At 45.5% G+C, this 14,322-nt stretch carries 12 protein-coding genes and 1 pseudogene; 8 read left to right on the top strand and 5 right to left on the bottom strand.

Annotation, left to right across the window (positions count from 1 at the left end):
* Window positions 1-59: 59 nt before the first annotated feature.
* Window positions 60-2,687, bottom strand: coding sequence for a hypothetical protein (locus FXO12_RS10505; protein WP_256678958.1), 2,628 nt, complete (start codon window positions 2,685-2,687; stop codon window positions 60-62).
* A gap of 657 nt (window positions 2,688-3,344) precedes the next feature.
* Between FXO12_RS10505 and FXO12_RS10500 the strand changes: the two genes are divergently transcribed.
* The 3 genes from FXO12_RS10500 (at window position 3,345) to FXO12_RS10490 (ending at window position 5,518) form a co-directional block, all read left to right on the top strand.
* Entirely contained in the window at window positions 3,345-3,911 is a 567-nt protein-coding gene (locus FXO12_RS10500) for a hypothetical protein (protein WP_160049664.1), read from the top strand.
* 143 nt (window positions 3,912-4,054) lie between these two features.
* A complete protein-coding gene (locus tag FXO12_RS10495) occupies window positions 4,055-5,059 on the top strand; it encodes a DNA adenine methylase (protein ID WP_160049663.1) in 1,005 nt (334 codons plus the stop codon).
* Between the two features lie 42 nt (window positions 5,060-5,101).
* Window positions 5,102-5,518, top strand: a complete 417-nt coding sequence (locus FXO12_RS10490; RefSeq protein ID WP_160049662.1) for a hypothetical protein — start codon at window positions 5,102-5,104, stop codon at window positions 5,516-5,518.
* Between the two features lie 54 nt (window positions 5,519-5,572).
* On the opposite strand, the gene FXO12_RS10485 is transcribed toward FXO12_RS10490, so the two are convergent.
* Window positions 5,573-5,797, bottom strand: coding sequence for a DUF2188 domain-containing protein (locus FXO12_RS10485; protein WP_122749022.1), 225 nt, complete (start codon window positions 5,795-5,797; stop codon window positions 5,573-5,575).
* Window positions 5,798-5,805: 8 nt separating this feature from the next.
* Window positions 5,806-6,019: pseudogene (locus tag FXO12_RS28970) on the bottom strand (hypothetical protein); the annotation flags it as partial.
* 211 nt (window positions 6,020-6,230) lie between these two features.
* On the opposite strand from FXO12_RS28970, the gene FXO12_RS10480 reads away from it, so the two are divergent.
* The 5 genes from FXO12_RS10480 (at window position 6,231) to FXO12_RS10460 (ending at window position 12,986) form a co-directional block, all read left to right on the top strand.
* Window positions 6,231-7,742: a site-specific DNA-methyltransferase gene (locus FXO12_RS10480; protein WP_160049661.1), complete on the top strand. Its 1,512-nt coding sequence runs from the start codon at window positions 6,231-6,233 to the stop codon at window positions 7,740-7,742.
* Between the two features lie 2 nt (window positions 7,743-7,744).
* Complete coding sequence (locus FXO12_RS10475) at window positions 7,745-10,384, top strand: DEAD/DEAH box helicase (RefSeq protein ID WP_103451232.1); 2,640 nt, start codon at window positions 7,745-7,747, stop codon at window positions 10,382-10,384.
* Window positions 10,385-10,675: 291 nt separating this feature from the next.
* The gene (locus FXO12_RS10470; protein ID WP_160049660.1) at window positions 10,676-11,824 is read left to right on the top strand and encodes a hypothetical protein; all 1,149 of its coding nucleotides are present in this window, start codon (window positions 10,676-10,678) and stop codon (window positions 11,822-11,824) included.
* Between the two features lie 114 nt (window positions 11,825-11,938).
* The gene (locus FXO12_RS10465) at window positions 11,939-12,628 is read left to right on the top strand and encodes an SOS response-associated peptidase (RefSeq protein WP_160049659.1); all 690 of its coding nucleotides are present in this window, start codon (window positions 11,939-11,941) and stop codon (window positions 12,626-12,628) included.
* Window positions 12,629-12,665: 37 nt separating this feature from the next.
* Entirely contained in the window at window positions 12,666-12,986 is a 321-nt protein-coding gene (locus FXO12_RS10460; RefSeq protein ID WP_160049658.1) for a hypothetical protein, read from the top strand.
* Between the two features lie 58 nt (window positions 12,987-13,044).
* Here FXO12_RS10460 and FXO12_RS10455 read toward each other — a convergent pair whose 3' ends face one another.
* The gene (locus tag FXO12_RS10455; RefSeq protein WP_160049657.1) at window positions 13,045-13,800 is read right to left on the bottom strand and encodes a hypothetical protein; all 756 of its coding nucleotides are present in this window, start codon (window positions 13,798-13,800) and stop codon (window positions 13,045-13,047) included.
* Window positions 13,800-14,321 (bottom strand): hypothetical protein, encoded by a 522-nt coding sequence (locus FXO12_RS10450; RefSeq protein ID WP_160049656.1) that lies wholly within the window; start codon window positions 14,319-14,321, stop codon window positions 13,800-13,802. The genes FXO12_RS10455 and FXO12_RS10450 overlap by 1 nt, the downstream gene beginning before the upstream one ends.
* Window position 14,322 lies beyond the last annotated feature (1 nt).

The following is a 14,322-nucleotide window of genomic DNA, read 5'->3' as shown; positions in this document are numbered from 1 at the left end:
TAAAGGTGGGCTTGTTTTAAAGTATTATACCATTTCAAGCCCTTCCTAATGACGCGTAATCAGCTTCGTTTGTAAGATGTTAATGAAGAAATAAAGCCTGTGCTTAACTTGTTAATCATACCTATTGAGCCGATTGATAAAACGTTTACGATTGTCATCATCCAACCTATAACCTTGATTCCCGCTTCTGCAAACATCATGTGTCCTCCGAGTAATTTAAGGGTGTTTTGCATAAAGTGCAGACAAATGCTTGTCGAAACCAATGTCACTATGAACGGTCTTATACACTCAATAAAGAATCCAACAATGTTGTCAAAGATACCGCCCCTTTCATAATAGAACGATGCATCTGTGTATACTAAAACGACCCTGATTACCTCCCAATTTATTGTATATGCAATAAGAGGCAGTATAGGGAAAACTGCAATGCTCACTGCAAACGCAAAAATATTCCTGCGCATTGCGGCGAAATTGTCAGCGTCATTCAGCCTCACGAAAGCGAAAAGGAAGAATGGTGAGAATTTGATGAGCGCAATAACAAAGTATTTTTGTGTGACCGCCATTGTGTAGAACGGCAATATAGTTACTGAGATAAGCAAAAATCTGTAACCATTACTAATCATGTCAAGTGTCAGGCTCAAAGACACAATGCTTGAACCAATACCTGCTGCTATGAAAGTTACTGTCTGTGCTAATGAGCTTCCAGCTTGGATTTTATTCGGCTTTCCAATGTTAGCTGCGCTATCGGTTTTAGGCATTTCAATTTTTGACTTGGCATAATCGTTAGCAATTTGCCCTGTAATAGCTAGGGTCAGTCCGAAGGCTCTCAAATCGCTAGCCGTATTGCTTAAGCTAGTTGCGTACAATTGATAACATTTGATCGGGTGGGTAACTGAAAGCTTGCAGCGTTTTAAGGCAGTAGAAGGCAATTCAAAGCCTATTCCTGCGCCCTGTTCAAAGTCATTGTGCATTCCAGCAGACGTACCATTATCGAAGATCAGCTTCTGAGTAATTGCTTCTGCATCAGTGATAGTTGGCAATGTTGCACGGTCAGTCTTTAAAAAGTAATTTCTGACGTATTGGCTAATGTTGACTCGGTTATTGTAGTCAGCTTCATATCCGTGCGCTCGTGCCCATTCATCATCTATGAAGAAATCCACTGCCTTTCTTTCTGAGATTTGCAAGACTTTAGTGTTGAAAAGGTTTTGATTGATGCTCGTGAAAGTAGTTTCTTCAACAAGATTCTGGTAATTGAAATAGAAATTCAGCTCCCCCTCTTTAATCATTTTTTTCAACTGGTCCAGAATCGAAGGACTTTCCAAAGCCGTGCTGAACGCATCGTTGAAGGCTAAAATTCTGTCACGATAAGTATCTTCCAGTTTCTTTCTTGTTTCGTAGAGCTTTGTTTTGTAAGTCGCTATTGGGTCTTCGCCCATCACTTGCCAGTCGTTTCCCACGCATTCAATTGAGCCCGTGCCTCTTGTCCCAATACCTTTATGTGCATCAATGTAGGTCTTTGCGGAAAGGCGCAGTTGTTTATTTTCGGCACATACCATATTCAAAACTGTTACAGCCACATCGTCAGCTAGCTTAAAATCGTTTGGTAATTCTTTGAGATAGGTGTTTGCTCTCGTGTCTTTATAGAACATCACCATTACGTTGTTTTTGATGTCTTCGTATTCAGCCTTCTTGTTTTCAAATGGACCGTTACGCAGTTCATTTCTCAACTGGTTTGCAGTAGCTTCTACTGTGCCAATGTCAGCTTCGTCCCTGAACCTTTCGTTGTATCTGACTTCCTTTAGATAAGGTGTTGCTGCACCTGCATCAAGCTCTGATTTGAATACGGTCACTGGATCAAGCTTGAACAATAGCTCTCCGTTATTGCTAAACTTCTTAAATGTGAAAGTATTGTTTTCCTGTTTTGAGATGTCAGTTAGCGAATTCGATATAACCCAGTTCGATGAGTCACTCTTGTTGAAAATGTCGTTGTAGAGTTGGCTGGAAAGCCTTACGACAATGGCTTTTGAAATTAATTGGTTTGACAATGCCGAAGCCGTAAAAGCGGCTTGTCCCTTTGTTACATCATCTACAACGCCTGTTTCAGAGTCTTTAACCGTTGTTTCCAAATATCCTTTCTGTCTAACCCAACTTACCATTTGTATGAATTTCTGCTTTGCGATTTCAGATGTTACGTCAAGCCTTATAATTACTGCGTCTGCTATGGATAAAGAGTTTTTCTGTCCGACCATCCCTAGCCCAAATATCCCTACCGCCGCTATTGCTATGAATAGGTTATTCAAGAAGCTATATCTGGCTTTTACCTGTTTTCCATGATCATTTTTTGAGTCATGAAATTCACCCGTTTTCCAAGCTTTGAGCGCCATGATTAACCATATTATAATAAATATGGCTATTATTAGGTAGGAAGCTAAATCCCTTGTGTATTGCTTGTCTCTTATAAAATGATCTTGGTTCGCTTCATCAAAACGTAACTGTGAATCCGTTTTTGTCTCTTGGATCTTTGCGTATTGTGCATCTTGATCATTGCCTAGAAGAAGAACGCCTTCGCCCACTGAACTGCTCATTAGCTTCATGGCGATATTTTCAGGGCAAAGCGTTGATGAGTTTGGATCTACTGTTTTGTTATCTGATTTGAATCCACATTCTGCTGCAGATGCTTGTGACATATACAGAAATGGCAATAGAAGAATGGCGAGAGCTAATTGACGCATTAGTAATAGGTTTGGTTTTCTAAATTATACCATTTGGCTTCGTGATTTCGGCTGATAAGCCGATTGCCTTTTTACCCATTTGCCATTCTCCTGGTGGATCTTCCACTGTCCTTGGCTAGATAGTGTGTAGCTCTCGTTCTGCTTCCTACCCCATCACATTGGATAGCTTGTGGCCTACTGTGCCGGGGAGACAAGCAAGCGCCTGGTGAGCTGTGAGAAAGATCAGACGTTGTTAGGTTGCTTTGTTCCCTGTTCTCAAGCTGTGATCCACATATTTTTTCAAAATCGTTTTAATCGACTTCCATGCACCTGATCGAGTTTGACTATCAGAAATGACACGGGGGAATAGCGTTTCCCTAAAAATCCGATTTTTATTTTTTTCGAAAAAAGTCATTTCCTTTTTGTTAATGACCTCCAGCCCTGAGAAACTAAGTGCTGCATCGATGTGTGAGCATCTATGTGTTATTTATCAAAATCATCATTTTGGATTTAATATTTTCCGACTGATTAAATGCCTGTTTTTTCTTAATTTTGGTTGTTTGACAATGTTTTTAAAATCATTAAAGTTCGCTTCATCGAATCACAGGGATTCGAAAATATGAGGCAAACAAAATGGCTAACGTATACCGCACAGAATATGAAGTAAAAGGCACAGAGCAAGAAATTAAGAGGTTTATTGTCGAGGTTATAGGCGATGGTGTAACTGAACGTCAATATTTCGATTTGGAGAAGATTATTCCTTTGGATGGGCAAGAAATGGATACCGTCTGGGGAAGCGAAAGTGAAGCATTCAATTTTCAACTGTGTCACATGAGTTCAACTAAGATTGTTTTTCGGTTTGATACTAATAGCGGTACACCTCACAACGTATGCTTTGCACTGATGAATAAATACTCTCATCTTACTTTCAATGTTCGTTCATGTTGTGAAATGCTTATTGAGGCGGTTCGTTTCGTTAAAGATTCCCGCTTTCAAGGCATTGGTTGTGAATGTCATGTGTGGAGTGATGATGGTGGAAAATGGAAAAAACACATAAAACATGAAGCCAAATATTTATGGGGTTATTCGAACAAGCCAAACCTTGAAAAGCGTGGTTTTTTAAAAATAGGAAATACCTATATAAAGGTTCATTACGGTGTTTCGCTTGAGGAGCTGCGTCCACGTTTTAAGGTTTCCTAACGATAATCGCTAAAGTACACCTTATTTGCACTACTTGAAATAGCTCTATTTCTAAAGGCTGATTGAGTTCAGCAGTGCAAGCCCGAAAAGTTAAAGTCTTTTCCGCTGGTTCATTCTGAATCCGTGCATCGCTCTGTGCGCGTGTGAAATATTTGGGCTCAAAAGCCAAACTGCTTAACTTCATTGATTCTGTAGTTAGTGATTGCGTTTCTACAATTTCAAAGCCATCAAATGAGATTGTTCTGTGTGACCTGTTCAGCGGGTCGGGCAGGGTAGCTCACCACTTTAAAAATCGTTTCAAGGTGGTAGCTAATGACCTGGAGTACTACTCATATGCGACCTTGGAAAACCTGCTGAACAATGACCCTTCGACCGTCTACGAATGTCAGCCAATCATCGACTACATGAACCACTGTATGGATGGTGTGGAAGGCTTCATTTTTCAGAATTACAGCGAAGCTGGTGGCCGTACCTTCTTCACCAATGCCAACGCTATGAGGATCGACGCTGGGGTGTCTCTGGTGTACGAGCTATATGGAAATGGAGAGCTGACTGATGGGCAGTTCTACTACTGCCTCTGCTCTGTCCTAGAGGCTGCTGACAGGGTGAGCAACACGACAGGGCTGTACTCATCTTTCCTCAAGAAATTCAATGCTGCTTCGCTCAAACCCATCGAGTTCAGAGGTTTCGACCTGAAAGAGCCCGTGGCAAGCAATGAGGTGTACCTGGCAGACGCTAACGAGCTGTTGCAGCGCGTTAGTGGTGACGTTCTGTACCTCGATCCACCTTACACATCAATGCAATACAGCAATGCTTATCACGTTCTTAACACCATCGCGCAGAACGAGCGTCCGACGATCCACGGAATCAGCGGTCGGCCTGAAGGCCGGAACGTCTCTCCATGGGCTAGCAGGCCGAAGGTTGAAGCCGAATTCAGGCAGCTTGTTGATTCGGCCAATTTTGAATACCTGGTCATGAGCTATTCCAACGAAAGCATCATGCCGATGGATCTGATTGCTGATGTGATGAGTAGTTACGGCAATTACCAAAGAAAGGAAATGCAGTACAAGAAATTCAAATCACGTAAAGAAGCTGCTAATGAAATTTACGTGACTGAATATCTACATGTGTTGCACAAGAATAAATGATCTACTGTTTTATTAATATATTTGAGTTGGAGGGATTCCAAAATGGTTACTACAGACGATTATGCAGTGTTGTTCGGTTTTATGAGCAGGGAGGAATGTGAAGCAGAATTAAAAACGCATAAGTCATCGTTTCCAATGTTCGCCGGTTTCAATAATAGGACTTCAGGTTTTATGATTCATCCTAAACGCAAGCCGGTCTACGAAATAATTTCGAGATTAATGTTCGCTACGTGGAATGAATATTTAAGATTTGATAACGACTGCTGCGATGTTCAAGCAAGGTATCTATGTGACGATATTTTTAAAAAGTGCTTTCGTCGTAAAGTCCAGGATTTAGAATTTGAGAAGATCTTTAAAGCTTTCAGCAGGATTTACAAAGCAGCATTAAAGTCAAATAACCATGTTCCTTTTTTTAAAAACGTAAAAAAGAAATCTCATGATGCAAAAACAGACCGCTAACAACGCGGTTTGTTGATGTTGGTGTAAAGCCCTCGAGAGAGCTTTACTTTGCTTTCATCCCTTCGATTTCGTAGGGTCAGCGCTACGCGGGTAGGTGCGTTCTTCCTGGATGGTCCCATCTTCTTTATGGATTTTCAGGGAGGCCGTTTTGCCTTCTAAAAAATCAACCGCTAGCTTGATGATTTCAGCCTTGGTATCAGCAGTCTTCGACGCCCGTTCAGCACCTTGCTTCTTGAGAATCCAATGGTCGCCAGACTTTGTGATGTGGTAGTTATCCATGAAGCCTCCTATTTTTTGAGTCCAATCATTCGACGCATATCAGCAGTGATCGTTTGTTTTATTTTGCCGTAGTCCTTCCATGGGTCTTCCCCAAGCTCGCCAAGACGTTCATGGAGGTTGTGTATGTTCCACATGTTCGCGCCCTTTATTGCCTACACGATTTTTCGGGCCTGATACGGCTGAAAAGCGATCAGGAATGAGCTTGGCCATGTGCTGAGCTAAACCCTTTCACTGTGTCCCAGTCGTTCAGGGGGCCGCCCATCCCTGGCAGCGAGAACGAGTCTGGGGGCTGGTTGATCCTTCAGGGTTTGTACCAACATGCAGTCTTTAACCGACCCGCATTCCGCTATCTTGGGGCTGATGCGATGGCTAGCCGTCATCTAAAGAAGGTAAAGTAGGGGATTGATTTAGCCGTCCTTGGAACCCTTTTCGAATGCCTCTATTGTCTTGGTTTAACCGTGATGCCGACCTGACGAGAGCTGCCCTAGCGCCTTACCGTCTGCTTGAGCCGGTTGCTGAACTGTCTAATGGAGAGCCTGACTCTCCGAACATGCTGATCGAAGGCGATAACCTCGACGCGCTCAAGGCGCTTCTTCCGTACTACGCTGGTCAGGTGAAATGCATCTTCATCGATCCACCTTACAACACGAGATCCGCCTTCGAACGTTACGATGACAACCTAGAACATTCGAAATGGCTGTCGATGATCTATCCACGGCTTGAGCTTCTACGTGAGCTGATGAGTCAAGAAGGCTCGATCTGGATAACAATTGACGATAACGAAGCCCATTACCTGAAAGTCATTTGCGATGAGATTTTTGGTCGTAGAAATTTCATTGCGGAGATCATTTGGCAGAAACGCACGTCTCGCGAAAACCGGGCGGCTGTAGGCTCCTCTCATGACACGATGCTTGTGTACGCAAAAATGGAAGCTTCCAAGTGGAAGAAGTATCGGAACCTGCTTCCTTCCAACGATAAGGGTTACGGGAATCCAGATAATGACCCACGTGGTCCGTGGCGGTCGATTCCGTTCTCGGCTCAAGGTTTCAGACCCAACCAGATGTATCCAATCACTAGCGATTCAGGTGATGTTCACTTGCCTCCGAAAGGGCGTTGCTGGGGATCTGTGGAGCCAGAATTCAATCGGTATCGATCCGAAAACCGTGTCTATTTCCCGAAGGACGGCAAGGGCAAACCTCGCTTGAAGCGGTTTCCCTGGGAGGACGAAGGACTTGTGCCCATGACGCTTTGGCATGCCATGGACGCTGGCACTACAGAGGAAGCAAAAAAGGAAATCTTGGCTCTGTTCCAGGATGTTGAAGCCTTTGATACACCGAAACCTGAACGCCTTCTACGACAGGTTCTGGAAGTGGCGAGCAAGCCTGGTGATTTGGTACTCGACAGCTTCCTTGGTTCCGGCACCACGGCTGCTGTGGCGCACAAAATGAAGCGCAATTGGATTGGCATTGAGATGTCCGCAAACGCTAGGCTTTTCTGCGGTCCACGCTTGCTTCAGGTTGTGAACGGGGAACAGGGTGGTATCTCAGAAGCCTTGGGCTGGAATGGCGGCGGAGGCTACCGTTACTACAAGTTGGGTGTTCCAGTTTTCGATGACGCTGGTCACATCAGAGAAGGTATTTCCTTTGAGCAGTTAGCGGCTCACGTATGGTTTGCTGAAACAGGCACGGCTCGGTCGTCATCCGCTGAAAAATCTCCCTTCCTTGGTGAGCATCAGGGCACGTCTTATTTTCTGCTGTTCAACGGCATACTCGGTGATCTGACTGCGGCAGGAGGCAATGTCCTGACCAAGCGAATACTCAAAGCTTTGCCAAAGACTGATGGTCCTATGGTGATTTACGGGGAGGCGTGCGCAATTCCGTCTGAGCTTCTTTTGGAATCGAAGATTACTTTCCGGCAAACCCCATACGACATTAAGGCTCGCTGACCATGGCTCTAACTCTAAAGCTGTATCAAAACCGCGCATTGTCTAGCCTTGAAAAATTTCTCGACGCGGCTCGTTTAGAAGGACCATCGAAGGCGTTTGAGCAAACTGTTGATGCTGGGCTTGTCAGTGAATACAAACTGATGCCTGGTTTGCCTGAAATACCTTACGTTTGTCTGCGGATTCCTACCGGTGGCGGCAAGACGGTGATGGGTGCCCATATCATCCAAATCTGCGGTTCGTCTTACCTCGAGCGCCAATACCCAGTTGTTCTCTGGATGGTGCCGACTACACAGATTAAGAATCAAACGATTGAAGCTTTTCGTGACCATCGCCACCCGTATCGCCAGGAACTTGATGATGCTTTTGGTGGGCAGGTCGCGGTTTTCGATGTGGCAGAATTCACCCGTATACGTCCGGCAGATTTGATCACGAAGGTCTGCGTGGTGATCTCCACAGTGGCTGCTTTACGTGTCGATAAAGAAGAAGGGCGAAAGGTCTACGAGCATCACGAGGATCTTGAGGGGCATTTCACAGGATCTGCCAAACAGCTCGAACATCTTGATAAAGGGAAAGACGGGAAAGCCGTTGCCTCTTTCGCTAACCTTCTCAAGCTTCATGGTCCATTGGTCATCATGGATGAAGCGCACAACGCCACAACACCGCTTTCGTACACTGTGTATGAGCGTCTAGGTCCAAAGGCTGTGGTAGAGCTTACAGCTACCCCTGATGTGTCCAGCTCGAACGTACTGGTCAGTGTTTCTGCATTCGAGCTAAAAGCAGAAAACATGATCAAATTCCCTGTGATCCTGAAGGAACATAATGGGGAATGGCAGGTTGCAGTGAGCAGTGCAGTAGCTCGGCGCAAATCCCTTTCGAAGACCGCACTCGGTGAACCGGAATACATTCGTCCAATCCTGCTGATCCAGGCTGAAAATGCTAAGAGCGAAGCGACGGTTGAAGAGGTAAAGCAGCACCTCATCGACACTGATGGGGTGGACGAAAAAGCTATTGCTATCGCGACCGGCACACAGCGGGAAATTGATGGGATTGACCTATTTGCCAAAGACTGTCCCATAGAAGTCATCATCACCAAACAGGCGTTGAAAGAAGGCTGGGACTGCTCGTTTGCCTACGTTTTCTGTTCCGTCGCGCAGGTGAAATCTGACAAAGATATTCAGCAGCTTCTTGGTCGTGTCCTGCGCATGCCATATGCAGTACCTCGGCGTCAGGAAGCAATGAGCAAAGCCTATGCTCATGTCACTACAGATACGTTTGGCCGTGCTGCTGGCGAATTGACCCAATCGCTCATCAGTATCGGCTTCAATCCGATGGAAGCGGCGGCTGCAATCCGTAAGGAAAAGACTGCAGAACTTCCTCTGCAAGGTGGGCAAGTCGGTACGCCAGAATTACCGGTCACGAAGGTTGAAGTCTCCAAAGCCCCTGATTTCACCAAGATCCCAGAGCGCGACCACGAGCGAGTCGTTTTCGTGCTTTCATCTGATGGACCTGGTGGGACGATTGAGCTGACGGACGAGTTGGATTTACTGACTGTTGAAGCCATCGTTTCTAGCGTTTCTGGCAAGGAAAAAAAGGCTGCAATTGCCGCTGAAGTTGAACGGCACCAACAAATGACCGTCGCTGCAAAAGCTCCTAGTGAGCGGGGCGTCGTGTTTCAGGTTCCACGCCTTTACTCAGTTGAGCAGGGGGAGCTTGAGCTTGTAGACCGTGGGGCTGTCTCTGCCTCATTCAGTTGGGATCTGCTGTCGTCACCACCAGACCTGTCGTCTTTCCGGTTTGATGAATCGAGTATGACTTTTGAGGTTTATCTCGATGACAAAACAGTTCAGTTCCAGAATGTGAAAGACGATGTCGGTACTTATCTTCCTGGATTTGCGCAGGACCGTACCGTTTCGGACCTGATTGGTTGGTTGGATCAAGAAATCCGTGAGCCATCTATCAAACAGCCTGTGCTTCGCGAGTGGTTACGCCGTGCAGTAATGGGACTGATTGATGATCGTGGATTCTCGCTATCCCAACTGTTGAAAGGACAGTTCATCCTTCGTAGGAAGCTTGGTGAGCAACTGTTGCTTGCGAAGAAAAACGCCTACGACAAGGGCTTTCAACAGGCTTTGTTCCATGATGATTTGGAGCTGGTAACGTCCTCAGAACCCGACCATGCGTTTACTTATCCTGCTGACATGGCGTTGTATCCTGCTACCTCGTACTACTCTGGATCATTCAAGTTCAAGAAGCACTACTACCCGTTCCCCGGCATGCTTCCTTGGAAAACGTCGAAGGGGGAGGATGCAGAGGAATACCTCTGTGCGCAGGCAATTGAGCTGCTGGATGAAGTCGAATTTTGGGTAAGGAATCTTGTTCACGCTACCCAATTCTGGATGCCGACAGCGACACAACGGACCTATCCAGACTTTGTAGCTCGTCTCAAGGACGGGCGCCTGTTCGTGATTGAGTACAAGGGAGGCGACCGTGTGAGCAATGATGACAGTAAAGAGAAGCGCCTCATCGGTGAGCTTTGGGCTAAAAAATCCGGGGGTAAGGGGATTTACCTTATGGCGCAGAAAAAGGACGATCAGGGTCGAGGGTTGCGAGATCAGCTTTTGGATGCGATCCGAAAAGGCTAATCATTCCTGAAATGGTTCAAGAATCTGTTCAGGGATTTTCATCGATGGAGATTGATAAATTCGTCTTGGTCGGTCCCTGTCCTTACAGCTCGTTCTGAATCCGCACCCTCCGAGCTGAAAGCAGCTCTAAGAGCTATTCATAGGCTCAACCTTCAACATGCCCCGGCGTCATTCGACGGGGCATTGAGAGGTCGTACATGCAGCATAAAATTATTGGTCAGTGCTAACCGGTGGAGGTAAGGGAGGATAGGCTACTATCGACTTCCAGCCACTACATTTAAAGGGATAGAAATGCATAGCGCCGCTCTCGACACCCAGCTTTTCATGAAAATGCCTATTCATTGTGATGAAACTGGTTCTAATGGAATCGTATATTTCAAGGACGTTCAACCCCATCCACTTACACTCGATGATTGGTTGGTTTTTTCTGATTCGAAAGACTTAAAGATTAAAATTGCTGGTGTCGTTGCTGGAAAACCTGATTGGGATAAAACATTTCCTCCCGTTGGCAATAGATTCCAAGCTGACTTTGCGGTCGGGCCAAGTTTAAAAAATTCTTGTTTTGCTTTGGTTAAAGGCGGATGGGTGCCTATATTTTATGCTTTTTCTAAAGGGAATATAATTGCCGACAGAAATTTGGTTTCTGAAATCCAAGCTAGATTTTCAAATGGTGAAATGTCTTCTGAAAGGGAGCATAACGATTTTTTAGATTACATCTGTGACAAGAACTGTTCATGCACTATTCATACAATATCTTATGCGCTGGAAAGTAATGAACGTAAATTACCATCGCCTGAGAAAATTATTGAGCAACATAAATCAGCTTTTAAGACTCTTTCCGAAGCTTTGCCCCATGTGAAAATCTGGCCGAAATCTGATGCTGATCTACAGTACTTACTGGATATTGCTGATAAGTACCGTGTGTATTTCTCCGAAGGGGTACGGTTACTTATAAAATTAGCACCCTTAATTGTGAATTCACCTGCTCGAAATAGAAAGGTGGAAAAATGGAAAGCTATGGCTGCAATAGCTAAAGCTGAAAATATTTCAGTCAACAATATTGCGTTCCTTGCTTGTTTAAGCGCTTCATCTGCTAATCAAAGCTTCAATCCAGCACAGAAGCTTATTAAGCCGAAAGTAGGTTACACAGAAGAAGATGCGTACAACTCTATGTATGATCTTTTTTTGATTATGCTTACTAACGTTCTCCAGACACAAGCCCCAGAGCTAAAGGTCACTCTTGTCACTCGCGATAAAAATTTGGCCTTCTTTTGGATGGGGCTTACCTTTGCAGATCCATCAAGCCCTGGTCAGCAGATGATTGGCCTTCACCAAAAGTTATTGCCAGTTTCCGAGACGGAGTTAGAAGAACTCGCGATCATTTTAGGCGAAGGCCGGGTTAACCCTTCTTGGACCGTTCCACCTTCACTAAAATATTAGTTTGGTGCCTTCATTTTTTAATGAATTTCTCAGCATTGGAGTCATCCAAATTTCTATCTGCAGTCAGATGGGGGAAGGGTGAGTGACCTAACCTCTAATATCAGGAGAAGGTTTATGTGTGGTCGATTCGTGATGTTTAGAAGCCTTGATGATGTGCAGGAGCTTGATCCACAACGCGACCTCTTCACAAGCGCTGACACCACGCCTGTTGAGCGATACAACATCGCCCCTTCTACTGATGTGCCAATCATCCATGCCGAGCCTAACGGCCCGCAGATCTCGCCAGTGCATTGGGGTTGGAAGAGGGAGGTGTCTTGGCCGAAGCCGAAGGTTGTGCAGCCTATCAACACACGCATAGAGACCATTGCGAAGGGTAGGTTCTACAAGGATCTGTTTCCTGGCCACAGGGCCTTGGTAATGGCTGACGGCTGGTACGAATGGGTCAAAGAACCTGGTGATGTGAAGAAGCAGCCGTTCTTCATCAGGTTGAAGAGCCACAAGCCTATGTTCTTCGCTGGACTGGCCCAGGTAGAGCCAGGTCCATCACCTGATGAGCCACCGGGCTTTTTGATCATCACTGCTGATGCTGCCGGGGGCATGGTAGACGTTCATGACCGCAGGCCCGTGGTTCTTTCTCCCGAGCTTGCGCGGGAATGGCTTTCTCCTGATCTGACGAAGGATAGAGCAAAGGAAATTGCCCGCGATCTTGGGCAACCTGCAGAAGATTTTGAGTGGTATCCGGTCAGTAAGGATGTTGGGAACGTGAAAAACAAAGGGGCTTATCTCATAAAGTCGATCACCTAAATGGTATAATTTGACTCATAAACAAACCTATACTTTTATGAGTAAAATTAAATTCAAATCTGACGACGAATATTTAACGCATTTCGAATGGTTGCTCGATTCTTTAAGGCGCATAGCTACTGATTATGGTTACAGCTCATCTGGTTTGTCCTTCAAGGACTATTCAGGAAAAATAATAATTTCATTAGATTACTATGATGTAAAACTTGATTCGCTAGTGAGCTGGAATGTGGTTAAGGACGTAGGCGTTGCTGTGCGCAGATTCAAGGACAAAGAGGTACTGCTTTACCGTGGTGAGACAGTAATAACTCATAAGCAGATAAAGTATTTAAAAGAAATGGAACTGCAAGCCTCCTAAAAGCATTTTTCTTATGGTTATCCTTCAGGTCGAATTCGGGAGGATAAACATTGTTTGATCAGTTCTTCAAATGTCTCTCGTCGATCATATCTTCCAGCTCATTCTTCCTATTGTTTAGTATCTGGAGCGCTTTTACTGCTTCAGGAGACACCGTGCTATAGGTCATGTAGAGAACCATTGCAGTGGCTAGCCCCAGTTCTACACAAGCTAGGAGCCCACCCTCGTACTCATAATTGCCCACGGCATAAAGCCCCACATTTTCTAAGCGGGTCATTCCCTCTTCGAATGAAATGCGGGTGTGTAAGGTCACGGTCTTGGCATTAGGGTGCGCGCCGAAGTCGATGGTGCTTTCGTACAGTGCATACATCCAAGTACCCAGTACTGGGTCATGCTTATCAACCAATTTCTGTGCATCTTTTATCGGTTTTTTGAAGGCGCTTTTGCAGGCTTTCATCCCTTCGGGGGAACTGTGCCGACCTATCCATTTCTCTGGCAGGGTTTCATCATTCGCCATCAGCAGTGCATAACAGGCGGTTTCCAATGCCGTGCGTAGAATGGGGAAGATGCCTGAAACGTGACCTGTGAGACCAATGCGAAAGCCGGTCATCAGTAGATACCTGGCATTGTTACGCATAATGTGGATTATCGGATTGTCGATCTTGACGTTTGGACCAACCACATACTGATTTAGGAACGAATCGAGGTCGTCCATCATGGTCAGGAACGGGGAACCTGCTTCAAGGATCTCGTCTAGGTTTTCGCTCCCGGCAGTGAGGTAAGCACGAAATGAATCATCACCATTGCTTCTGAACATCAGACCACCTCGTCCGGCTTGGACCTACGCAATTCAGCTTGGTATTTTTCAACCTCTGCTTCGATCCGTTCTATCGTCCATCCGAATTTGAGCCACAAGGGTTCAAGGATGGTTGTGAGAGCAGCATCTGCCTCTCGAAACAGCCCAATGTCATCGTTTAATCTGGTGACGACTTCATCAAAACCACCTGCATACAGAACGTCCATATTTTCACGGAAAAAGGTATGGGCGAGGTAATTCCGGCGCTTGTTGGATCTGCGAATCAAGTCATCAAAGGCGTCCGGTACGGTCGTCACTTTCCTCAACGAATTAACCAGAGTGCCAAACGTCTTGGAGAAATTTCCTTCAAAAAATTCCTCATACTCTGTGTCAGTCCATTCTGATCTTTTGCGAGGCAAGAAGTCGAGGAAGAAGAGGGCGTTCACGATCCCATGCTCAAGCACCTGCGCCATGTGCATGGCTGCACCGTAGTAGGCGCAGACCTCTTTAAATTGGAGGGCTTGAGGGTCAATTTCATCCATG

It is taken from the genome of Pseudomonas sp. J380 (assembly GCF_009827115.1).
In the GTDB taxonomy this organism is placed as follows: Bacteria; Pseudomonadota; Gammaproteobacteria; order Pseudomonadales; family Pseudomonadaceae; genus Aquipseudomonas; species Aquipseudomonas paracarnis.
This window is presented reverse-complemented; position numbering and strand designations above follow the sequence as displayed.

Bases quoted from the DNA above. Each gene is read 5' to 3' on its own strand.
- FXO12_RS10505 (WP_256678958.1), bottom strand. From the start codon at position 2,687: ATGTCACAAGCATCTGCAGCAGAATGTGGATTCAAATCAGATAACAAA.
- FXO12_RS10500 (WP_160049664.1), top strand. From the start codon at position 3,345: ATGGCTAACGTATACCGCACAGAATATGAAGTAAAAGGCACAGAGCAA.
- FXO12_RS10490 (WP_160049662.1), top strand. From the start codon at position 5,102: ATGGTTACTACAGACGATTATGCAGTGTTGTTCGGTTTTATGAGCAGG.
- FXO12_RS10485 (WP_122749022.1), bottom strand. From the start codon at position 5,797: ATGGATAACTACCACATCACAAAGTCTGGCGACCATTGGATTCTCAAG.
- FXO12_RS10480 (WP_160049661.1), top strand. From the start codon at position 6,231: ATGCCTCTATTGTCTTGGTTTAACCGTGATGCCGACCTGACGAGAGCT.
- FXO12_RS10475 (WP_103451232.1), top strand. From the start codon at position 7,745: ATGGCTCTAACTCTAAAGCTGTATCAAAACCGCGCATTGTCTAGCCTT.
- FXO12_RS10470 (WP_160049660.1), top strand. From the start codon at position 10,676: ATGCATAGCGCCGCTCTCGACACCCAGCTTTTCATGAAAATGCCTATT.
- FXO12_RS10465 (WP_160049659.1), top strand. From the start codon at position 11,939: ATGTGTGGTCGATTCGTGATGTTTAGAAGCCTTGATGATGTGCAGGAG.
- FXO12_RS10460 (WP_160049658.1), top strand. From the start codon at position 12,666: ATGAGTAAAATTAAATTCAAATCTGACGACGAATATTTAACGCATTTC.
- FXO12_RS10455 (WP_160049657.1), bottom strand. From the start codon at position 13,800: ATGTTCAGAAGCAATGGTGATGATTCATTTCGTGCTTACCTCACTGCC.
- FXO12_RS10450 (WP_160049656.1), bottom strand. From the start codon at position 14,321: ATGGATGAAATTGACCCTCAAGCCCTCCAATTTAAAGAGGTCTGCGCC.